At 61.8% G+C, this 20625-nt stretch carries 21 protein-coding genes and 1 rRNA gene; 8 read left to right on the top strand and 14 right to left on the bottom strand.

Features of this window, described 5'->3' with window-relative positions; all coding sequences use genetic code 11:
- The 12 genes from AC1DV9_RS04535 to ccoN form a co-directional block, all read right to left on the bottom strand.
- Window positions 1-79: ribosomal RNA gene (locus AC1DV9_RS04535) — 16S ribosomal RNA — on the bottom strand; the annotation flags it as partial.
- Window positions 80-761: 682 nt separating this feature from the next.
- Window positions 762-1451: a CBS domain-containing protein gene (locus AC1DV9_RS04530; RefSeq protein ID WP_112389757.1), complete on the bottom strand. Its 690-nt coding sequence runs from the start codon at window positions 1449-1451 to the stop codon at window positions 762-764.
- A 114-nt stretch (window positions 1452-1565) separates the two neighbouring features.
- The gene (locus tag AC1DV9_RS04525; protein WP_112389758.1) at window positions 1566-2282 is read right to left on the bottom strand and encodes a response regulator; all 717 of its coding nucleotides are present in this window, start codon (window positions 2280-2282) and stop codon (window positions 1566-1568) included.
- A gap of 124 nt (window positions 2283-2406) precedes the next feature.
- On the bottom strand, window positions 2407-2565 hold the full coding sequence (ccoS, locus tag AC1DV9_RS04520; protein WP_112389759.1) for a cbb3-type cytochrome oxidase assembly protein CcoS: 159 nt from the start codon (window positions 2563-2565) through the stop codon (window positions 2407-2409).
- Complete coding sequence (locus AC1DV9_RS04515; RefSeq protein WP_477946335.1) at window positions 2562-4850, bottom strand: cation-translocating P-type ATPase; 2289 nt, start codon at window positions 4848-4850, stop codon at window positions 2562-2564. The genes ccoS and AC1DV9_RS04515 overlap by 4 nt, the downstream gene beginning before the upstream one ends.
- The gene (locus AC1DV9_RS04510) at window positions 4847-5332 is read right to left on the bottom strand and encodes a FixH family protein (protein WP_477946333.1); all 486 of its coding nucleotides are present in this window, start codon (window positions 5330-5332) and stop codon (window positions 4847-4849) included. Before AC1DV9_RS04510 ends, AC1DV9_RS04515 begins: the two co-directional genes overlap by 4 nt.
- On the bottom strand, window positions 5329-6897 hold the full coding sequence (ccoG, locus tag AC1DV9_RS04505; protein WP_112389762.1) for a cytochrome c oxidase accessory protein CcoG: 1569 nt from the start codon (window positions 6895-6897) through the stop codon (window positions 5329-5331). Before ccoG ends, AC1DV9_RS04510 begins: the two co-directional genes overlap by 4 nt.
- Window positions 6898-7078: 181 nt before the next feature.
- On the bottom strand, window positions 7079-7264 hold the full coding sequence (locus tag AC1DV9_RS04500; protein WP_112444340.1) for a hypothetical protein: 186 nt from the start codon (window positions 7262-7264) through the stop codon (window positions 7079-7081).
- An 11-nt stretch (window positions 7265-7275) separates the two neighbouring features.
- Window positions 7276-8139, bottom strand: a complete 864-nt coding sequence (ccoP, locus tag AC1DV9_RS04495) for a cytochrome-c oxidase, cbb3-type subunit III (RefSeq protein ID WP_112389763.1) — start codon at window positions 8137-8139, stop codon at window positions 7276-7278.
- 1 nt (window position 8140) lies between these two features.
- The gene (locus AC1DV9_RS04490; protein WP_112389764.1) at window positions 8141-8293 is read right to left on the bottom strand and encodes a cbb3-type cytochrome c oxidase subunit 3; all 153 of its coding nucleotides are present in this window, start codon (window positions 8291-8293) and stop codon (window positions 8141-8143) included.
- 9 nt (window positions 8294-8302) lie between these two features.
- Window positions 8303-9037, bottom strand: a complete 735-nt coding sequence (gene ccoO, locus AC1DV9_RS04485; protein WP_477946331.1) for a cytochrome-c oxidase, cbb3-type subunit II — start codon at window positions 9035-9037, stop codon at window positions 8303-8305.
- A gap of 8 nt (window positions 9038-9045) precedes the next feature.
- Window positions 9046-10668, bottom strand: a complete 1623-nt coding sequence (ccoN, locus tag AC1DV9_RS04480; protein ID WP_477946329.1) for a cytochrome-c oxidase, cbb3-type subunit I — start codon at window positions 10666-10668, stop codon at window positions 9046-9048.
- Between the two features lie 240 nt (window positions 10669-10908).
- Between ccoN and AC1DV9_RS04475 the strand changes: the two genes are divergently transcribed.
- From AC1DV9_RS04475 to AC1DV9_RS04445, 7 genes are all read left to right on the top strand, one after another.
- Window positions 10909-11640, top strand: a complete 732-nt coding sequence (locus AC1DV9_RS04475; RefSeq protein WP_112386738.1) for a Crp/Fnr family transcriptional regulator — start codon at window positions 10909-10911, stop codon at window positions 11638-11640.
- Between the two features lie 18 nt (window positions 11641-11658).
- The gene (locus AC1DV9_RS04470; RefSeq protein WP_112386737.1) at window positions 11659-13581 is read left to right on the top strand and encodes a PAS domain S-box protein; all 1923 of its coding nucleotides are present in this window, start codon (window positions 11659-11661) and stop codon (window positions 13579-13581) included.
- 114 nt (window positions 13582-13695) lie between these two features.
- On the top strand, window positions 13696-14142 hold the full coding sequence (locus AC1DV9_RS04465) for a pseudoazurin (protein ID WP_112386735.1): 447 nt from the start codon (window positions 13696-13698) through the stop codon (window positions 14140-14142).
- A gap of 158 nt (window positions 14143-14300) precedes the next feature.
- Window positions 14301-14738 (top strand): adenosylmethionine decarboxylase, encoded by a 438-nt coding sequence (gene speD / locus AC1DV9_RS04460; RefSeq protein ID WP_310289838.1) that lies wholly within the window; start codon window positions 14301-14303, stop codon window positions 14736-14738.
- Window positions 14738-15841: a fused MFS/spermidine synthase gene (locus tag AC1DV9_RS04455; RefSeq protein WP_112386734.1), complete on the top strand. Its 1104-nt coding sequence runs from the start codon at window positions 14738-14740 to the stop codon at window positions 15839-15841. Before speD ends, AC1DV9_RS04455 begins: the two co-directional genes overlap by 1 nt.
- Window positions 15842-15844: 3 nt before the next feature.
- The gene (locus AC1DV9_RS04450; protein WP_112386733.1) at window positions 15845-16678 is read left to right on the top strand and encodes a hypothetical protein; all 834 of its coding nucleotides are present in this window, start codon (window positions 15845-15847) and stop codon (window positions 16676-16678) included.
- A 10-nt stretch (window positions 16679-16688) separates the two neighbouring features.
- Window positions 16689-17042, top strand: coding sequence for a hypothetical protein (locus tag AC1DV9_RS04445; RefSeq protein ID WP_112386732.1), 354 nt, complete (start codon window positions 16689-16691; stop codon window positions 17040-17042).
- Window positions 17043-17446: 404 nt separating this feature from the next.
- On the opposite strand, the gene AC1DV9_RS04440 is transcribed toward AC1DV9_RS04445, so the two are convergent.
- Entirely contained in the window at window positions 17447-19246 is a 1800-nt protein-coding gene (locus tag AC1DV9_RS04440; protein WP_112386731.1) for an IlvD/Edd family dehydratase, read from the bottom strand.
- 103 nt (window positions 19247-19349) lie between these two features.
- On the opposite strand from AC1DV9_RS04440, the gene AC1DV9_RS04435 reads away from it, so the two are divergent.
- Window positions 19350-20279, top strand: a complete 930-nt coding sequence (locus tag AC1DV9_RS04435; protein ID WP_477942216.1) for a LysR family transcriptional regulator — start codon at window positions 19350-19352, stop codon at window positions 20277-20279.
- Window positions 20280-20296: 17 nt separating this feature from the next.
- On the opposite strand, the gene AC1DV9_RS04430 is transcribed toward AC1DV9_RS04435, so the two are convergent.
- Window positions 20297-20560 carry a BON domain-containing protein gene (locus AC1DV9_RS04430; RefSeq protein ID WP_112386730.1) on the bottom strand — a complete coding sequence of 88 codons (264 nt, stop codon included), beginning with the start codon at window positions 20558-20560 and terminating at the stop codon, window positions 20297-20299.
- Window positions 20561-20625 lie beyond the last annotated feature (65 nt).

The raw sequence follows: 20625 nt of genomic DNA, 5'->3' as shown, positions 1-20625 counted from the left end.
CCCTTGCGGGGCGCTCGACTTGCATGTGTTAAGCCTGCCGCCAGCGTTCGTTCTGAGCCAGGATCAAACTCTCATGTTGAGAATTCAATCATTGGCATTTACGTCACGTTCTGAATCGACGAGAACTTCACACCTGTTTTCTAAACAGCAAACCCGAAAGTCAGCCGTCAAAAACCAGTGTAACTTCTCTTGATAAACGTGACCGCCAAAGTCTCTTTCTAAGATCAAGCATCGCTGCTCAATCCGCGAACTCCGCCGCCCACGTTTCTCTTTCTTCTCATCTTCAATTGTCAAATAACAGACCAGATAACCCAGTCAAAACTTCCCGCACCCAAACCCGAAAGCCTGGGAATAAATCAGCCTCAAAGGCCAACCTTCAAGAAATCCTAGAGCGAAAGACTTCGTCGCCTGCAGCGCCGCCGCCCTCGTTCAGTGACGCGGCTTATACGGCTAACCCCCGCAAACAGTCAACAGCACTCCGCAAAGAATTCCAATGTTTCTCGTAAGTAATTGTAATTGTACGATAATTCGAAATTGGTGTTCAGGAGCTCGAAGTCAGGCTGTCCGGCACCCCTTCTGGGAAAGCTGTCTCGTTGATTTCGATCAATGAAGGGGCCGGTGTCATCGCTAGGTTTGGCGCGCGGGCGAACGGTACCCGTGTCAAGTGGGGCAACTTGGCAGAGACTTGGCCGGTCCAGGGGCATAGCGCCGGGCAAGTCTCCCATGCCCTGGACCCTGACGGCACATCATCGATCCCGTTCCTAGATTGCCAGCCGCTCGGTTTCCAATATCGGCATGACGACCCGCAGCTGATCCCGGTAGGCACCGAGACCGAGGCCTTCGATCAGTGCGCGCACGGCCTTCCGCTTCAGCTCCGACTCGACCTGGCCGTTCAGGGTGATCTGGCCGTTCGTCACCGATACCTGCACCGTCTGCGGCGTCAGACCAAGATCGGACCGCAGACGCGTCCGGAGCGCAAGCCGGATCGCGCCATCCTCGCGCGGCAGCGCCGTCACAGGCGCATCGACGATCATGCCGAGAATATCCCGGCGGCTGACGATGCCGACCAGCCGGCCATCCTCGACGATCGGCAGGCGCTTGATGCGATGGGCTTGCAGGCTTTCGGCAATGTCGGAGACTTCGCTATCCGGCCGCGCGACGATCACATCGGTTGACATGACATCGCGGACTGACCAGCCATGGCTGCTGATGTAGCGTTCGAGTTCGAGCTCGGAGAGTACGCCGGAGGCACGAACCTGGTTCGGCTGCGGACGGATCTCGCGGCGCAGCAGCAGATCGCCCTCCGTCAGCATGCCGCAGATCCGGCCTTCGTCATCGACGACCGGCAGTCCGCTGATCTTGCCCTGCATCATCACCGCAACAGCGTGGCGGATGCCGGCGGCCGGGCTGATCGAAACCACGTCGGTGGTCATTATGTCTTTTGCCTGCATCGGCCTGCCTCATTCGTGCGGATAGCGACGTTCGGGGAAGGTTAGCGGTCGTCAAGCAGACACGCATTGATCTCCGTCAAAGATCGACAACCACAACGCGGCGAACGGGCAGCGCTACCGCTGCCTGCCGGTAAAGACATAGCCGACACCGCGCACCGACTGGATCAGCGCCGGTTCGCGCGGATCAGCCTCGATCTTCTTGCGCAGGCGAACGATCTGCGCGTCGATCGCGCGGTCGAACGCTTCGAGGTGACGGTTGCGGGTGAGATCCATCAACGTCTCACGCGACAAAACCCTGCCGCGATTGCGGACGAAGACCACCAGCATATCGAACTCGCCGGTCGTCATCGTCACGTCGCCGCCATCGGGAGAAGTGAGCCGCCTGCGGGAGACGTCCAGTGTCCAGCCGTCGAACAACAGGGTTTCATCGGCATCAGAGGCTGCGGATGGATGATCGGACACGGTTCGCCGCCGCAGAATGGTTCTGAGGCGGGCCAGCAGTTCGCGCAGGTGGAAGGGTTTTGCGATATAGTCGTCGGCGCCGATCTCGAGACCCACCACCTTGTCGGTGACGTCGTCCTGGCCTGTCAGCATCAGGACCGGAACGTCGGATGTGTTGCGGATTTCGCGCAGCAGTTCCAGACCGTTTTCGCCGTTCGGCAGAACGAGATCGAGGAAGACGGCAGCGTAGTGGCCCTTGGCCAGCTCGCTGCGCATCGCGGCGCCGTTTCCGACGGCATTCACCCTGTAACCATTGTCCTCGAAATAGCGAACAAGCATTTGTCTGATCCGGGCGTCGTCATCGACGACCAGAATGCGATCTGCTTCCATGTCACCCGTTCGTCCTGCTTTCTTCGTTTTCGTTAGAGATAACGCAGGTTTGTGGGCAGCGCTACCATTGCGGCCTTCGTCCACAATCTTCCGATCGAGATGATTTCGACCGGCGGCCGCCCGATCAGGAGCCTGGCGGATCCAGATCGTCATCAGCGATCGCCCGCCATGCCGCACCCTGCAGGTCATCGTACTGGCCGCTCTTCAGCGACCAGAGAAACGCTGCCAGTCCGATACCACCCATAAAAAGCGCGATCGGAATGAGATAGATCAGCATGTTCATGCCGTTCGCGCCTCGCTGGCTTTGCCGGCGGGACGCGCGATCGCGCCGGCGAGGATCGACTTGCCGAAGGCATTCAGCCTCAGCGCGTTCGAGACGACGATGATCGACGAGGTCGACATGGCGACGGCGGCAATCAACGGGGTTGCCAGCCCGGAAATGGCGATCGGAACCGCCAGAATGTTGTAGCCGATCGCCAGCGCGAAATTCTGGCGGATCAGCGCTGCCGAGCGGCGGGCGACGGCGATCGCCAGCGGCACGGCATCGAGGCGCTCGTTGAAGAACACCAGGTCTGCAGCCTGCCGGCCGATATCGGATGCAGTCGCTGGTGCCATCGACACATGGGCGGCGGCCAGCGCCGGTGCGTCGTTGATGCCATCGCCGATCATGAAGACCCGGTGGTTGCTACTGTTGAGTGCCTGGCATTGATCGACCTTCTGCTTCGGTGTCAGGGCGCCCAGCGCCCGGGGGATTCCGAGTTCGCGCGCCGTGTTGCCGGCAACGCGCTGGCGGTCGCCCGATATCATCACCGTCCAGAATCCAGCAGCATGAAGCGTAGCGACGGCCTCGCGCGCTCCCGGCCGCAGCGTGTCGTCGAAGAAGAACCGCGCGGAAACGACGCCATCCTGCGACAAGACGACTTCCGAGAACGGACAGTCCTCGGCCGGCTGAGTTGCCAGACCACGGCAGGCGAAGGATTCGCTGCCAAGGCGATAGAGCGTTCCGCAGCTGACGGCTTCGAGACCACCACCGGGGATTTCGGTGACGCGATCAAAGGGCACCGGGGTTGTACACGCGCTATGCATCATTGCCTGCGAGAGCGGGTGGCGCGAGTGGGCTGCGAGACCGGCCGCGATCGAGAGAAGGCGGCCTTCCGGCGGCTCGGCTTTCACCAACCGGGGCCTGCCCATGGTCAGGGTTCCTGTCTTGTCGAAGGCGACGGTGTCGATCTCCGCCAGCCTTTCGAGCGCCGAGCCATCCTTGACCATGATGCCGTTGCGGAACAGTTCGCCTGCCGCCACGACCTGGACGACGGGAACGGCGAGGCCGAGCGCGCAGGGGCAGGTTATGATGAGAACGGCGACCGCGACGAGCATCGCCTGCTTCCAGTCGCCGCCGATAAAACCCCAGCCGAGAAACGACGCCAGCGCCAGAAGATGAACGACCGGCGAGTAAAGGGCCGCCGCCCGGTCGGCGATCCGGCGGTAGCGCGCCCTGCCCCCTTCGGCGGCCTCCATCAGGGCGATGATTTCAGCAAGTAGCGACTCGCCTGCGCGTTTGCTGGCGCGCAGGATAAGCGAGCCGGTGAGGCTCATCGAACCCGAGCTGACCGGACTGCCGGCGTGAAGCGGAACAGTGCTGCTTTCGCCTGTGACGATCGAAAGGTCGAGATCGCTCTCGCCGCTGACGACAACGCCATCGACAGGGATACGCTCACCGGCGGCGACCGCAATCTCGTCACCGACCGAAATTTCCTCGACTGCCACATAGCGCCGCGATCCATCGGGCTGGATGAGCAGCGCGCCGCGCGGCGCGATCCGCGCCAGACCGTTGATCGCAGCCCGCGCCTTTTCACGCATGACATGATCCAGCGTCCGGCCGATCAACAGGAAGAACAGCAGCGAGACGGTGGCGTCGAACCAGGCATGTTCGCCGTGATGCATCGTCTCCCAGAGCAAGACGGCATAGGAGAGCGTCACGGCAAGCGAGATCGGCACGTCCATGTTGGTACGGCCATGCTTCACTGCATTCCACGCCGACTGAAAGAAGAAGCGGCCCGAGTAGATCAGCGCCGGGGCAGCGATCATCGCCGATATCCAATGGAACATGTCGCGCGTTGCGGCATCGGCGCCCGACCAGACGGAGACCGAGAGCAGCATGATGTTAGCCGCGGCAAAGCCGGCGACGCCGACGGCGAGCAGCAGCTGGTTGCGGGTCTTGTCGCCCTCGGCGGCAAGCGGCGCGTAGAGATGCGCGCGGTATCCCGCGCCCGCGACGGCGGCGATGATTTCGGCCGGATCCGTCGCCTGTGCGCCGATCTTTTCGTCATAGATGCAGGTGACGCGCCGCGAGGTCAGGTTGACGCGCGCCTTGCTGACGAAGGGCAATGCTGTCAGCGCCCTCTCGATCGTCGAGATACAGGCGCCGCAGTGGACATCGGGGACACTGAGATCAAGCTGATGCAAGCCGCCACCGAGCGGATGGCTGGCAAGCGCAATCTCCTCGGCACTGAGGGCCGTGGTGCTCATCGCCATCACCCCCTCGGCATCGATCACACAGCAGGTCATCGAACGAACTCCGTAGTGTCGAACCGGATCGCCTCGTGCATGACGAGCCTGCCGGCCTTCTTCGAGATGAACTCGACGATCCAGTCGCCGCCCGGGACATGGCGATCCGTTTCAAACGCCCCCTCACCGCGATTGTCCAGCGCAACGGAAAAGTCCTCGTGGTCGCCGACCGGCCGCTTGAAAATGGCCGTCACGGTATCGACCGCGGCCGGCGATCCGTCCGGATTGGCAATCCGGTAGATGAAGCGGTCATCCTTCAGCGAGATATGCCCCGCGATGCCCGATGCGGTCATCGCCTTCATCTCGGCGGCGCGGTGATTGAACTCCTGGCTGGCGACATAGGTGTTTTCGACCACGAGGCCGCTCCAGCTTGAAGACGCGAACCAGGCCATCGTGACGTTGACGGTGATGACCACGGCAAAGAAGGAGGTGATGACGAGCAGCATGTGGCGGCCGGTGAAGCCTTGGACGCGGGTGGTCATTGCGGATCTCCAGGTGCGTTGAATGCTGCGCGATAGCTCGCCCGGTCGCTGCCGCCGGACTCCTCGATGGTGAAGAGGAATTCGTCGACAGCAGCCGTGGACGGCTTGCGGGTGACAAAGACCTTGATCGTGGTTGCCGCATCCGGTGCCGCGTCCAGCGTGAAGCTGCGGACATCGTCCTTGCTGAGTTCGGGGATGCGCATAGTGGCGCCATCGAGGCCCGACAGCGTCAGCGCGATCTGCCGCGGCCGCGGCACCATGTTGAGAATGCGGATCGTGTAGCCGTTGCGGATCGAGCCGTCGCTTTCCATGACGAATTGCGGATTGCGGTCGTGGACGACGTTCAGTTCCAGACGGCCGCGAATCGACAGATGGACGAGCATGCCGATGCCGATCACCGCCCATACGGCGGCGTAGAATACGACGCGCGGGCGAAAAATGATGCGCCAGTTGAAATGCCGGATGCCATCGACGAAGGAGCCACCCTCATCGCGCACCTTGGCCGGCTGCACCGCCGTGCGCCCGCTATCGGTGGCAATCGCCATATTGGCAGCATATTCGCTGAGCGTCGCATAGGCGATCAGGCCGCGCGTTTTGCCGATCTTGTCCATCACGCCATCGCAGGCGTCGATGCAGAGGGCGCAGGTGATGCACTCCATCTGCTGGCCATCGCGGATATCGATGCCCATGGGACAGACGGCAACGCAGGCATTGCAATCGACGCAATCGCCGACCGGAAGCCCATCCGCCTGCGCCTTCTTGCTGTGTCGCGAACGTTGCTCGCCGCGCCAGTCGTTATAGGTGACGACAAGCGAATTCTCGTCCAGCATGGCGCCCTGGATGCGCGGCCAGGGACACATGTAGGTACAGACCTGCTCGCGCAGCAGCCCGCCGAAGACGTAGGTGGTGGAGGTCAGGATGGCGACAGTGGCATAGGCGACGGCGGGTGCCGCGCCGGTTGCGAGTGCCACTGCCAGAGACGGCGCGTCGGCGAAATAGAAGATCCAGGCGCCACCCGTCGCAACGGCTATCGCCAGCCAGATGGCATGTTTCAGGGCGCGCTTCCGCAGCTTGCTCAAGCTCCACGGCGCGGCATCGAGCTTGATCCGGGCGTTGCGGTCGCCTTCTATGGCGCGTTCGACGACGAGAAAGAGATCGACCCAGACCGTCTGCGGACAGGCGTAACCGCACCAGGCCCGGCCGACCGCCGAGGTCACGAGGAACAGCCCGAACCCGGCCATGAGGAGCAGCCCAGCGACGTAGTAGAATTCCTGCGGCCAGATCTCGATGAAGAAGAAGTAGAAGCGGCGCGAGGCGAGATCGACGAGGATTGCCTGGTCCGGCGCGTAGGGTCCGCGATCCCAGCGGATCCAGGGGGCCAGATAGTAGATGCCGAGTGTAACAAGCATCACGATCCATTTGAAACGGCGGAACTGCCCCTCGGCGCGCTTTGGAAAAATCTTCGTTCGCGCCGCATAAAGCGGCTGACGGTTACGGCGGGCGTTCACAGGCTCGACATCGAGCCTCTCCACGCTCTTGGGATCGGGGGCTGTGAAAAGGTTCATAAGTAATGTCTTTCGCGTTCGATACGCCTGTTCTCCTCCGGGGGCCGTCGAGCGTCCTTGATAAAGATCAACAAGGATTAACCGGCCGCCTGCCGTAAAAAGACGGGCGGCGCTTCGAGACGAAGGCGCGGCCCCGGAAAGCAGTGGGAGAGAACGCCACCTGGGTGTCCTCTCCCAATTTCTAGTGGCTCGACGGCTCGTCATCCCTGAGCGAGGTCAAGCTGACAATCGCGCTACCGATCTTCTCCGGCGCGTCGCCCTTGCAGCCGGGCGGCAGGGATTTGCCACGGACCGAGACACGGGAACGCACGATCGAGCGCGGCATGCCGTAAATCCGGAGGAGCGGATTGTTCCCGTGTGCCGTCACCGTCCCTCTCCTTACTGACCGCCGCCGAGCGAATGGACGAAGACCGTCAGTTCCTTGACCGTCGTATCGCCGAGGCGCGCCGACCATGCCGGCATCACGCCATGCTTGGGCGCCGTGACCTGGCGAATGATCGCCTCCTCGCCCCGGCCCTTCAGCCAGATCGCGTCGGCGAGATCGGGCGCGCCCATCTCTGCCTTGCCCTTGGCGTCCTCGCCGTGGCAGGCGGCGCAATTGTCGAGGAAGATCTGCTTGCCGGCAGTGGCCAAAGCCGGATCGGAAGGCGTGTTGGTCAGCCCCCAGACATAGGCGGCCACTTCCTTCGTTTGATCCTTGCTGAGGATATCGCCGAAGGCAGGCATCTCCGAGACATGCGTATCCGCATCCTCGTCGAAGCGGATACCGTGAGCGATCGTCGTCTGGATCGATTGCAGGTCGCCGCCCCAGAGCCAGTCGTCGTCATTCAGGTTCGGAAAGCCCGGTCCGCCGCTGGCGCCCGATCCGTGACAGGTGGCGCAGTTGACCTTGAAGGCCGAGGCACCACCGGCAATAGCGAATTCGCGCAGTGCCGGATCGGCGTCGATCTCTTCGACGCTCTTTGCCGCGATCATTTCGTGGAACTTCGCCTGGCCGGCCTTCGCGTGATCGAGATCCTGCTGCAACTCGGCGCGGCTGGAATAGCCGAAATAACCCTTCGTCGCCGAGGTTACCATAGGGATGGCGGGATAGACGACGACGTAGCCGATCGCCCAGAGGATCGTCACATAAAAGGTCCAGACCCACCATCGCGGCATCGGATTGTTCAGTTCGCGAATGCCGTCCCATTCATGCCCGGTGGTTTCGACGCCGCTGACTTCATCAATATGCTTTTCCGACATCTCAATCGTCCTTCAGGGGAATGTCAGCGGCCTCCTTGGCCGTCTGCTTGCTGCCGGGGCGGAGCGTGTAGGCGACGGCGCAGACGAAGAATGCCGCCATCGCCAGAAGCCCCCAGCTGTCGGCGAAGTGCCGCATTGCCGTGTATGTTTCCATGAGATCACCTCACCGGTAGCCGGTGGCATCGTCATAGGTCGAGAAATCGACCAGCGTGCCGAGCATCTGCAGGTAGGAGACCAGCGCATCCATCTCGGAAAGACGCTGCGGATCGCCGTCGAAATCGCCGGTCTTTGCCTTCGGGTAGCGCTGCAGCAGCGCCGAGGTGTCGGCGTTGGGATCGGCCTGCGCCTTCATGTCGGCTTCCGCATTGGCGAGCATGTCGTCCGTGTAGGGCACGCCGACATCCTCGTTGGCTTTCAGGTCCATGCCGATGTCCTTGACGGTGACCTCCTGCGTCTTCAGGAACGCGTATCTCGGCATGATCGATTCAGGCACGACCGCCCGCGGATCGGACAGATGCTGAACATGCCACTCGTTCGAATAGCGGCCGCCGACGCGCGCGAGATCCGGCCCGGTGCGCTTCGAGCCCCATTGGAACGGGTGGTCGTACATGGATTCCGCCGCCAGCGAATAATGGCCGTAGCGCTCGACTTCATCGCGGAACGGCCGGATCATCTGGCTGTGGCAGAGGTAGCAGCCTTCGCGGATGTAGATGTTGCGGCCTGCCAGTTCGAGTGGTGTGTAGGGGCGCATCCCCTCCACTTTCTCGATGGTATTCTGCAGATAGAAGAGCGGCGCGATCTCTACGATGCCGCCGATCGAGACGACCAGCAGCGAGCCGACGAGCAGCAGCGTCGCGTTCTTTTCGAGGATCTTATGTTTGTCCAGTATCGATGCCATGGTTCACCTCACTCGGCAGGCTGTGCCTGAGGCACATAAGCGGTCGGGATAGCGGCTTCGTCGCGCAGGCGTCCGCGGATGGTCATGAAGACGTTCCAGGCCATGACGAGGCCACCGGCGAGATAGAGCGTGCCGCCCAGCGTGCGCAGCACATAATAGGGGAACATCGCCGAGACGGTTTCTGCGAAGGAATAGACGAGGAAGCCCTGCGAATTGTATTCGCGCCACATCAGGCCCTGCTGGATGCCGGCGACCCAGAGCACGGCGGCGTAGACGACGATGCCGAGCGTGGCGAGCCAGAAATGCCAGTTGACCATCCGCAGGCTGTAGAGCCGCTCGCGGCCCCAGAGCTTCGGCGTCAGGTAATAGATCGCCCCGAAGGTGATCATACCGACCCAGCCGAGCGCGCCCGAATGCACGTGACCGATGGTCCATTCGGTGTAGTGGCTCAGCGAATTGACGGTTTTCACCGACATCATCGGCCCTTCGAAGGTCGACATCCCGTAGAAAGCGATGGCGACGATCATCATGCGGATGATCGGATCGGTGCGGATCTTGTCCCAGGCGCCCGAAAGCGTCATCAACCCGTTGATCATGCCGCCCCACGACGGCATCCAGAGCATGATCGAAAACACCATGCCGAGCGTCTGGGCCCAATCGGGCAGAGCCGTGTAATGCAGGTGGTGCGGACCAGCCCAGATATACATGAAGATCAGCGCCCAGAAGTGGATGATCGACAGGCGGTAGGAATAGACCGGGCGGTTGGCCTGTTTCGGAACGAAGTAGTACATCATCCCCAGGAAGCCTGCGGTCAGGAAGAAGCCGACGGCGTTATGGCCGTACCACCACTGCGTCAGCGCATCCTGGACGCCGGAGAAGACCGAGTAGCTCTTCGATCCCAGGAACGACACGGGCACGGCGAGATTGTTGACGACGTGCAGCATGGCGATGGTGACGATGAAGCCGAGATAGAACCAGTTCGCCACATAGATATGCGGCTCGCGACGCTTCAGGATCGTGCCGAGATAGACGACGAGATAGGCGACCCAGACGATGGTCAGCCAGATATCGACATACCATTCCGGCTCGGCATATTCGCGGGCCTGAGTGATGCCGAGCACGTAGCCGGTCGCCGCCATGACGATGAACAGCTGGTAGCCCCAGAAGACGAACCAGGCGAGACTGCCGCCGAAGAGCCGCGCATGACAGGTGCGCTGTACGACATAGAACGAGGTCATGATCAGCGCATTGCCGCCGAAGGCGAAGACAACGGCCGATGTGTGAACCGGCCGCAGCCGCCCGAAATTCAGGTAGGGTGCCAGATTGAGATCGGGACATGCGAGCTGCGCGGCAATGATCACGCCGACGAGGAAGCCGACGACACCCCAGAGGACGGTGGCGATCAGCCCGTAGCGGATGACCTCATCGAAATAACCGGATGCCTCCGGCTTCGGCTGACGTCCCGCCGGCGAGAAATCGACGCGGCGTATTAAGATCACCGTTCCGGCAAACAGGCAGAAACACAGGATCCCCATATGGGCGGCAAAGAGCTGATCGTGGGCGAAGGCTGCTCCTAGCAAGGCTAGGAACGCTGCGACCGCGACCATCACGGTCTCGGTTGTGTAGTTCATGGTATCGTCCCCAGTGCGCAGCAGGCCGCGTGACGGCGCGCTTTCTCGTACTTTGCAGCAAGGACTGTCATGGAGCTCTCCGGCACTCCTTGATTTACATCAACGAACCGAACGGCTTAGCCGGTGATACCCAGCCTGTTACAAACTGTTACGCAGTCTCACCATTTGGCACCGTCCGCTCATCCTCGTGTGACGCAGCGGCTGTCTATTCCCTCGCGTGCAAACGAGGGGACTACGACGATGCTGATGCAGAACCACCAGGCGTTCGAACATGGAAAGCCCGCCGGTGAAGCGGCAAAGACGGGGCGCTCGCTGTCGTCGGTGTTTCATCTCTCGGCACTCGAACCGGTCGCCGCCGGCAAGGCGCTCTGCTGGGAAGGCGATGCGGCAAAGCATCTGTTTCAGGTGGTCGAAGGCGTTGTCCGCCTGCAACGCATCATCGGCGAGGGCCGCCGGGTGATCACCGGGTTTCATTTTGCCGGAGAAATCGTCGGCGCCTTCCTGCAGGGCGACTTCCTGTTCACTGCCGAGGCTGTCACCGATTGCAAGATCCGCCGCGTCTCGCGCAAGACCTTCCAGGACGAGGTGGCGCGCTCGGATGCGCTACGCCCCGAATATATCGCACTCCTCTGTCACGAGACGGCAGCGGCCCATGATCAGATGGTGCTCCTGTCGAAGAAGAATGCCGAGGAGCGGCTGTGCAGCTTCATCGCCACGCTCGCCGCCCGCCCCGGCGCCCAGCCGCGCCCGGGATTACTGCGCGTGCCGATGAACCGGCAGGATATCGCCGACTATCTCGGCCTGACGATCGAGACGGTTTCACGCACGATCACCAAGCTCTCGCAGCGCAACGTCGTGGTCCCCGAAGGCCGTCATGACTTGAGGATTCTCAGCAAGGGCAAGTTGATCCAGCTCTCGGGTAACGCAGATGATTTTCCGGAGAAAAACTGCCATAGGGTCAGCGTTCACTGATCGCAGCAGGAAGCAGCCATGCCCCATCGCCTGATCTCGCCGCGCACGGCCTCCCCCCAGGAACTGGACGCGCTTGTGCATGTTCTCGATGGCGCCGATATCATCGTGCATCGCCTCGAAGGCACGATCACCCATTGGTCGATCGGCTGCGAGAACATGTATGGCTGGGCGCGCGAGGAAGCGGTCGGCGAAAAGGTCGATGTACTGCTCGCCACGCGGTTTCCGGAGCCGGTCGAAGATATCCACGCACACCTGAGGTCACGCGGTTTCTGGCAGGGCGAGATCGTCCACCGCCACAAGAGCGGCTACGACCTTCACGTCGCCACCCGCTGCGTGCTCGTCAACCTTCCGGATGGTGAACCAGCTGTCATTCAGGCGAACAGCGACGTCAGCGCTCTCCGGAAAGCCGAAGAGGCCGTCAGCGCAAGAGAGGCGCATCTGAGCTCGATTCTCGAGACGGTGCCCGACGCGATGGTCGTCATCGACCAGAAGGGCAAGGTTCTCTCCTTCAGCACAGCAGCGGAAAAGCTGTTCGAGATGACCTCGGACCAGATCTGCGGCAGGAATGTCAGCAATCTCATGCCCTCGCCCTACCGCAGCGCCCATGACGGCTATATCGGCCGTTACCTGGAAACCGGCGAGAAGCGGATTATCGGCTACGGCCGCGTCGTCACCGGCCAGCGCGCCGATGGCTCGCAGTTTCCTATGGAACTGCATGTCGGCGAAGCGACCGCGAATGGCGAGCGGATTTTTACCGGTTTCGTCCGTGACCTGACCAGCCGCTTCAAGATAGAGGAAGACCTGCGCCAGGCGCAGAAAATGGAAGCGGTCGGCCAGTTGACCGGTGGCCTCGCACACGATTTCAACAACCTTTTGACTGTGATCAGCGGCAATCTCGAGATGATCGAAGACAAGCTGCCGCCGGGGCCACTGCGCGATATGCTGCGTGAAGCGCAGGGTGCGGCGACAGACGGAGCGAAGCTGACGGGACAGTTGCTTGCCTTCGGCAGGCGCCAGCCGCTCAATCCCCGGCATGCCGATCTTGGCCAGCTTCTCACCGGCTTTTCGGATCTGCTGCGGCGGACGCTCGGAGAAAATATCAAGCTCTCGACCATTCTCTCCGGATCCGAATTCAATGTGCTTGTCGATAGCTCGCAGCTCCAGAACGCCATTTTGAACATCGCTCTCAACGCCCGCGACGCGATGCCGAAGGGCGGCAGTCTGACAACCGAGATTTCGTCCGTGCATCTGGATGCCGACTACGCCAAGATGTATCCCGAAGTCCGCAGTGGAAACTTCGTGCTGATCTCGATGACCGACACCGGTTCGGGGATGACCGAAGACGTGAAGAAACGTGCCGTCGAGCCGTTCTTCACCACCAAGGAAACCGGCTCCGGCACTGGGCTCGGATTGAGCATGGTCTATGGCTTCGTCAAGCAATCCGGCGGCCATCTGCAGATCTACAGCGAGGACGGCCGGGGAACGACGATCCGCATCTACCTCCCGGCAATCGGCCCGACGCCGAAAGCATCCGCTGAGGACGGATCGGCCGTCGAAAGCCCGATGCCGCGCGGTCACGAGCAAATCCTGGTGGCCGAGGACGACATTCGCGTCAGACGCGTTGCCGTCGCAAGGCTTTCCGGCATGGGATACGCGGTGCTCGAAGCCGACAATGGCCGGCGGGCGCTTGAAATCCTCAAGGACAATCCGGAGATTGCCCTGCTCTTCAGCGATATCGTCATGCCCGGCGGAATGACCGGCGATGAGGTGGCACGCGCCGCCCGCGCTATCCGGCCCGATATCGCCGTGCTCTTCACCTCCGGCTATTCGGAGCCGGCGCTGGCGGCTAACGAGGTGATCCCCGGCGCCCAATGGCTGCGAAAACCCTATACGGCCCGCGAGCTCGCCGCGAAGATCCGCGACCTTCTCGACGCCAGATGATCCTGGGGCGAAACGCCGATTCCGCACCTGAAGTTTGACCGGCATCAAAGAGCATCTCTGGTGGATGACTTAGAACGTCTCGGGGCGAACGGCCTGCAAAACAGGAGACCTGCGATGAATTTGAAATACGGCCTGATCGCCGCAACGGCGGCCATGATCGCCTCGCCAGCACCGCTGATGGCAGCCGATCACCAGGTCCAGATGCTCAACAAAGGCACTGATGGCGCCATGGTCTTCGAGCCGGACTTTATCAAGATCGCTCCCGGCGATACCGTGACCTTCGTGCCGACCGACAAGAGCCACAATGTCGAGACCTTCAAGGGTCTGATCCCGGATGGCGCTGCGGAATTCAAGTCGAAGCCGAGCGAGCAGTTCCAGACGAAATTCGATATCCCCGGCGCATATGTCGTCAAGTGCACGCCGCATTTTGCCATGGGCATGGTAGCGCTGATTCAGGTGGGCGACCAACCCGCCAATCTCGACGCCATCAAGACGGCCAAGGTTCCGAACCTGGCACGCAAGCGCCTGGATGGCGAACTTGCGAGGGCCGCCGCGCAATAAGGCGCCGATCGTCGGACGGAGCGCGGGTTGCAATCCCTGGATGCGGCCCGCCTCTGGCTCCCGGCAATATATGTTGTCTGGCTAATATTTTGTGGCATGCTCATTACAAACTCCGTTCGATGTTGGGTTCCATGGGTGGAAGAGCGGCCGGGGACGCCATGACGGTGTCCGTTCATCGCAAGTCTGCAGCCTGCTACATGCCACCCATGCCCGTTGGCAGCGTGGTTCATGCGGGCAGGACCAATGGCGAACTTCCCGGCCGGCATCTCATCGCCGATTTCAGCGGCGCCACACAACTCGGTGACGTCGCACATATCGAGGCAGCGTTCCGCGCAGCCGTGAAAGCTGCGGGCGCCACCCTTCTCGGTATGAATTTTCACGTCTTCGACCCCGGCGGCGGCGTGACAGGAACCGTCTCGCTGGCGGAAAGCCACATGTCCATCCACACATGGCCCGAGCACGCGTATGCAGCGCTCGATATCTTCATGTGCGGCGCCTGCGATCCGCTGAATGCCCTGCCGGCACTGGTCGAGGCGCTCTCGCCTGCCCTGGTGGAACTGCGCCAGATCATTCGGAGAGAGGCAACGGATCTGTAATGGTCATTGTCATTTCGGACGATCCGGAAGAAACCGCACTGGAGCCGCTGCCAGCGATTTCGCGGCCCTACCCTCTGCCGGAGCTGCCGCCAGGCCGGGTCTTTGTCGAAGGGCTGGATACCGACGTGCCGCCGCGGAGCGGCAGCGTCTTCGTTCTCGAGGACGCCGATATCTTCGACGAGTATCACTATCGCGCCCAGTCCATCGTCTGCTCGTTTCGAACGCCGTTTCAGAACGTCACGATCGCCGATACCTACAGCTTCGGCCGTGCGCTGTTCCTCGACGGCGCCATCCAGAGCGCGGAGGACGACGAGGCGCTGTATCACGAACTGCTCGTGCATCCGGCCATGCTGATGCATGACAACCCGCGTCAGGTGCTGATCATCGGCGGCGGTGAAGGCGCAACGCTCCGCGAAGTGCTTGCCTATCGCGACGTGACGCGCGCCGTGATGGTCGATATCGACCGGGATGTGGTCGATTGCTGCCGCGAACATCTTGGCACCTGGAACTACGGCGCTTTCACCGATCCCCGGGCGGAATTGCATTATCGCGACGGCCGGGACTATTTGGAGACGACCGACGAACTCTTCGATATCATCATCATCGACGTCGTGGACATGCTGGATAACGGCCCGGCCCAGCACCTCTACACCAAGGAGTTCTATCGCTCGCTGCGCGGCTGCCTGCGCGACGGCGGCATTCTGGTCGTGCAGGCGCTCGAATTTTCGTCCTGCAACTACAAGGGCCACACCGCACTTCGCCGGACGCTGCAGACGGCCTTCACCAAGGTCAGCAGCTATCAGGTGCCGATCCCGTCGTTTCTCGCCGTGTGGGGCTTCATTCTGGCGTCAGACTGGCTCGACCCGGAAGAGGAGAATGCTGTCCGCCTTGACCAGCTGATCGATGCCAGGCTCGGCGATGACTGGCTCGATCACGCGACTGGCGCCTTCATCATGTCGCGCTTCTGCTTCGACAAGGAGACCGGCTTTCTGCTCGGCCTTGCCGGCCCGGTGCTGGAAGACGGCGTGGCATTCATCCCGCCTCCCGATGTCCATACGGTCGATGACGGCATGCGGCAGCTGCCCGCGCTGGCGGACGAGTAGCCGATGGCTGCGAACGGCGCTCAGCATTGCCGGCTGTTCCTGCTTCCTCCGGGTGAAGCCAGCCGCGCCGACGCTCCCCTCCTTTGCAGCCTCTCATATCCACGTCCGGTTTCGCTGCATGCATCGATCACGCCGATCGAGAGCGAGACCGTTCCGGGTGCGCCATTTCCCGATACCAATGATCAGCAGTTTGAAGTCATCTTGCTGCCGAGCGGCTCCCAGACCTCCTTTGCTCTACAGGAAGCGGCAGCAGACTGGCTGCGCAACGCAGCCGCGCAAGACCGATTCGAAAGCCTGTCCGCCGATCTCAAACTTCGCAACGGGCAGATCAGCATCCGCGGTCACCGCGTCGTCATCCAGTCCGCGCCGGAGCTTTTCAGAGACCTGCTCATAGGCATCGGGGCATTCGGCTGGCTCTGGCTTGGTATCGAGGATACCGAGCGGGCATTCGAGACCGCCTGGGATGGGCAATATCGCGATGCCGCGCTTCTTGAGCGCCGTACCTACAGCCGCCAGATCAGCCGTGAGCTCTCCGCCAAGGCGGCTGAAACCGCACGGCTTCGGCAGTGGTTTCTGAAGACCACGCTGCTTCTGGAGCGCGGCGACCGCGGCCTTCCAGCCGCCTCCCGCCGCAGCTTCTTCGAACTTTGCCAGCAGATGGACTTCGGCCGCCGGCTTCAGTTGATCGGCGAGGCGGTCGAAGCGCGGGAGACGCTCTACGGAACCGCTGCCGAACGCAGTTTCGAATACCGCATGTTCCTGGTGTCATGCGTGATCGAAGCGGCCATCCTGGCCGGTATCCTGATCGAAATCGCAATCATGCTCTACGATCTTTGAGGAGGGGTAGATGAGATTCCGCATAGTCCTGGCCGCCATGGCCATAGCAACGCCGGCGCTTGCCCAGGAGGCATCGCTGTCCGGGGCGCAGATCAAGGCCGCCTTCGCCGGCAGGACGGTCTCTGGAACGGAAGATGGCGCAGCCTATCAGGAGAAACTTCTTGCCAACGGTTCGATTCAGGGGCGCTCCAGCCTTGACGGGAGCTATACCGGGGAATGGGAAGTCGATGGCAACGAGATCTGCTTCTACTACGACGATGATGACGAAGACGACGATGAGGATTGCTCGCGCGTCATCCTGAAGGGAGCCAGTGTCACCTTTATCGACGAGGACGGATCCCGTTCGAGGGCGACCTTGCGATAGAGCGGCTGGGCGGCTCAGACGGGCACGGTTTCGCCTTTCCTCTCAAGCTTTTGCACCGCCGGGGCCGTGTCACGCCGATGTCACGCGACGATGATCCGAGGTTGTGATTAGCTTTTTTTCGAGGGGCTGGGGGGCCGCTCATGAAACGGCTTCGCCAGAGTTCGAGTAGCGAAGCGTCCTGTTCAGGAGACCCGCCTTTTTAGGCGGGTCTTTCAATTCGAGGGACCTAAATTGACCAAAATCCATATTTCATTCGGAATAGCTTTTCTCGTGGCGCTGACATCGCTGATCCTGGCACTTCTCGGCTCGCCACTGCCTTTCTGAGCGGCCGCCGCCTGGCCGCCAAAACAAAAATGGCACGGGCGAGCCCGTGCCATTTTTGTTTCATCGCAGCTGATTTCAGCTCAGTGGTTGTCGCGCGGCACGCCCTTGGTCTGGGCAATGCGCTGATACTTGACCGCCGGTTCGAGCACCGCGCCGGTTTCCAGCTGGCCGACGACCGAGCGCTGGATTTCCTGCCATGGCGTCTGGTGGTCGGGATAGCGGTAGCCACCATCGGCCTTGAGAGTCGCATGCCGCTCGGCAAGCTCGGCGTCCGAGATCAGAATATCGGCGCGGCCCTGGCCAACGTCGATACGCACCCGGTCGCCAGTCTTCAGAACCGCGAGCCCGCCGCCCGCGGCGGCTTCCGGCGAAGCGTTGAGGATCGACGGGCTGCCTGATGTGCCAGACTGGCGTCCGTCGCCGATGCAGGGCAGCGACGAGACGCCCTGCTTCAAGAGGTAGTCGGGCGCACGCATGTTGACGACCTCTGCGGCACCCGGATAGCCGATCGGACCGGCGCCGCGCATGAAGAGGATGGTATAGGCATCGATCCCGAGCGACGGATCGTCGATCCGCTTGTGATAATCTTCGGGACCATCGAAGACGACCGCCCTGCCCTCGAAAGCTTCCGGATCCTTGGGATTGGAGAGGTAGCGTTCGCGGAACTCCGGCGAGATGACGCTGGTCTTCATGATCGCCGAGGAGAACAGATTGCCGCGCAGCACGCGGAAACCGGCACGTGGCTTCAGCGGTGTCTCGTAGCGGCGGATGACCTTTTCGTCCTGGATCGTCTGCCCGCGACAGTTGTCGCCCATCGACTTGCCGTTGACCGTCAGCGCGTCTTCCTTGATCAGGCCCTGGCCCATCAGCTCATTCACCACGGCGGGAACGCCGCCAGCGTGATAATAGTCTTCGCCGAGATATTCACCGGCCGGCTGCAGGTTGACGAGCAGCGGCACTTCCTCGCCATAGGTCTGCCAGTCGTCGACCGTCAGCTCGACGCCGATATGGCGGGCCAGCGCGTTGAGATGGATCGGTGCATTGGTCGATCCGCCGATCGCCGAATTGACGCGGATGGCGTTGATGAAGGCATCCTTCGTCAGGATATCCGATGGCTTGAGGTCTTCGCGGACCATATCGACGATGCGCAGGCCGGTGCGATAGGAAATCTCCTGACGGTCGCGATACGGCGCCGGAATGGCGGCCGAACCCGGAAGCTGCATGCCGAGGGCTTCGGCCAGCGAATTCATCGTCGTCGCCGTGCCCATGGTGTTGCAATAGCCGGTCGAAGGGGCCGACGACGCAACAAGCTTCACAAAGCCCGCATAATCGATCTCGCCCTTTGCCAGTAGCTCGCGGGCCTTCCAGACGATGGTGCCGGAGCCGGTGCGCTCGCCGCGGAACCAGCCGTTCAGCATCGGCCCGACGGAGAGCGCGATCGCCGGAATATTGACGGTGGCCGCCGCCATCAGACAGGCCGGCGTGGTCTTGTCGCAGCCGATGGTCAGCACCACGCCATCGAGCGGATAGCCGTAGAGCACTTCGACGAGGCCGAGATAGGCAAGGTTGCGGTCAAGGCCCGCGGTCGGACGCTTGCCGGTTTCCTGGATCGGATGAACCGGAAACTCGATGGCGATGCCGCCGGCTTCGCGAATGCCTTCGCGCAGGCGATTGGCGAGCTCAAGATGATGCCGGTTGCAAGGCGACAGATCGGAGCCTGTCTGGGCAATGCCGATGATCGGCTTGTCCGACTGCAGCTCTTCCTGGCTGAGGCCGAAATTCATGTAGCGCTCGAGATAAAGCGCCGTCATGTCGGCATTATCAGGATTGTCGAACCAGGCGCGGGAACGAAGGCGGGGCTTGCTGTCGTGTTGGGTCATTGCGCTATCCACGTTGTTTATTGACATGCAAATATCCTAAGGCAGGCGGATTGTATAATACCGTTCTCCTATTCTGACTTAGCAAAACCGAATATCAGGAGTGATGATGACAAGGCTTGACGCCTTCAAACTCAAGCATCTGCGCATGCTCGTCGCTCTGGAAGAGCACGGCAAGGTCGGCAGCGTAGCCGGAATGTTCGGCTTGTCCCAGCCCTCGCTGTCGCGAACGCTGGTCGAGCTCGAATCACTGGCCGGGCATCGGCTGTTCGAACGGCACAACCGCGGAACGGCGCTGACGCCGGAGGGCAAGGTTCTGGCGCGCTACGCCCGGACCTTGCTGGCGGAAGCGGCACGCGCCGAATACGACATGAAGGTCATTGCCTCGGGCAAGCGCGGCAGCGTCAGCATCGGCACGGTGATGACGCCCGCTTCCGAGATCGTCGTTCCCGCCCTCAACGATGCGCAGGCCGGGTATCAGGATCTCGACATCAACGTCTCGCACGGCAGCAGCGATGCGCTTCTCGCACAGCTGAGCGCCGGGAGCCTCGATTTCGCGATCTGCCGTCTGCCCGAGAATTTCAACCGGACAATGTTCGACTACGAGCCGCTCGGCGAGGAAACCTTCCGGATGGTGGTGGCGCGCGGGCATCCGCTGGCTGCAAAACCGGCCGTAGAGGAGGCAGATCTCGAGGGGCTCGACTGGGTGCTGCAGCCGGAAGGCTCCTATCTGCGGGATGTGATGGATGATTATCACCGGGCGCATGCCATCGTGCCGCGCAGTGTCATTTCCACTTCGTCGGTGCTCATGACCATCCTGCTCGTCAAGAGCAGCGGCCGGGTCGGGATCTTCGCCAAGACCGTCGCCGAGATGCTCGACCAGCACCAGCTGCTGACGGCGCTGCCGATCCACGCCCGCATCGACATTCCGGGCTTCGGCCTGGTGCAATTGAAGGGCAAGGAGCTTTCGCCGCAGGCTCGAAGCGTGTTCGAGGCATTGCGGCAAAAAGCTCGCGAACGCAAGACGTGGGATTGAGGCGAGCAATCCCTGGCCTAAGGCGCCAGACGCCGCACCAGATGATACGCCGTCGAGATGTCGTCGTTGACGACACGCTTGATGCCTCGCACATTTCCGGCAGCAGCACCTGCCGCCTCGCGCGTTCCCGTGCTTGCCAGCCGCCCCTTGAGGGTGACGACGCCGTTCGCCACGGTCGCCTTCACCACGTCATGTGTCAGCCCGAGTTCCATCTGCAGCCGGCTGCGCACGGCAGTCGATAACGCGTCATCGCCGATCGGCACGATATCGTTCACAAACATCACGGAGCTCCTTCTCTCACCGCGCGAAGTGAACAACGGGCGGGAGCGCTACGCCTTGACGTAGA

It is taken from the genome of Rhizobium sp. 01L410, assembly GCF_056400165.1.
Note: the sequence above shows the minus strand (reverse complement) of the source record. Positions and strands in the feature narration are given on the sequence as shown.

Bases quoted from the DNA above. Each gene is read 5' to 3' on its own strand.
- AC1DV9_RS04530 (WP_112389757.1), bottom strand. From the start codon at position 1,451: ATGCAGGCAAAAGACATAATGACCACCGACGTGGTTTCGATCAGCCCG.
- AC1DV9_RS04525 (WP_112389758.1), bottom strand. From the start codon at position 2,282: ATGGAAGCAGATCGCATTCTGGTCGTCGATGACGACGCCCGGATCAGA.
- ccoS (WP_112389759.1), bottom strand. From the start codon at position 2,565: ATGAACATGCTGATCTATCTCATTCCGATCGCGCTTTTTATGGGTGGT.
- AC1DV9_RS04515 (WP_477946335.1), bottom strand. From the start codon at position 4,850: ATGACCTGCTGTGTGATCGATGCCGAGGGGGTGATGGCGATGAGCACC.
- AC1DV9_RS04510 (WP_477946333.1), bottom strand. From the start codon at position 5,332: ATGACCACCCGCGTCCAAGGCTTCACCGGCCGCCACATGCTGCTCGTC.
- ccoG (WP_112389762.1), bottom strand. From the start codon at position 6,897: ATGAACCTTTTCACAGCCCCCGATCCCAAGAGCGTGGAGAGGCTCGAT.
- ccoP (WP_112389763.1), bottom strand. From the start codon at position 8,139: ATGTCGGAAAAGCATATTGATGAAGTCAGCGGCGTCGAAACCACCGGG.
- AC1DV9_RS04490 (WP_112389764.1), bottom strand. From the start codon at position 8,293: ATGGAAACATACACGGCAATGCGGCACTTCGCCGACAGCTGGGGGCTT.
- ccoO (WP_477946331.1), bottom strand. From the start codon at position 9,037: ATGGCATCGATACTGGACAAACATAAGATCCTCGAAAAGAACGCGACG.
- ccoN (WP_477946329.1), bottom strand. From the start codon at position 10,668: ATGAACTACACAACCGAGACCGTGATGGTCGCGGTCGCAGCGTTCCTA.
- AC1DV9_RS04475 (WP_112386738.1), top strand. From the start codon at position 10,909: ATGCTGATGCAGAACCACCAGGCGTTCGAACATGGAAAGCCCGCCGGT.
- AC1DV9_RS04470 (WP_112386737.1), top strand. From the start codon at position 11,659: ATGCCCCATCGCCTGATCTCGCCGCGCACGGCCTCCCCCCAGGAACTG.
- AC1DV9_RS04465 (WP_112386735.1), top strand. From the start codon at position 13,696: ATGAATTTGAAATACGGCCTGATCGCCGCAACGGCGGCCATGATCGCC.
- speD (WP_310289838.1), top strand. From the start codon at position 14,301: ATGACGGTGTCCGTTCATCGCAAGTCTGCAGCCTGCTACATGCCACCC.
- AC1DV9_RS04455 (WP_112386734.1), top strand. From the start codon at position 14,738: ATGGTCATTGTCATTTCGGACGATCCGGAAGAAACCGCACTGGAGCCG.
- AC1DV9_RS04450 (WP_112386733.1), top strand. From the start codon at position 15,845: ATGGCTGCGAACGGCGCTCAGCATTGCCGGCTGTTCCTGCTTCCTCCG.
- AC1DV9_RS04445 (WP_112386732.1), top strand. From the start codon at position 16,689: ATGAGATTCCGCATAGTCCTGGCCGCCATGGCCATAGCAACGCCGGCG.
- AC1DV9_RS04440 (WP_112386731.1), bottom strand. From the start codon at position 19,246: ATGACCCAACACGACAGCAAGCCCCGCCTTCGTTCCCGCGCCTGGTTC.
- AC1DV9_RS04435 (WP_477942216.1), top strand. From the start codon at position 19,350: ATGATGACAAGGCTTGACGCCTTCAAACTCAAGCATCTGCGCATGCTC.
- AC1DV9_RS04430 (WP_112386730.1), bottom strand. From the start codon at position 20,560: ATGTTTGTGAACGATATCGTGCCGATCGGCGATGACGCGTTATCGACT.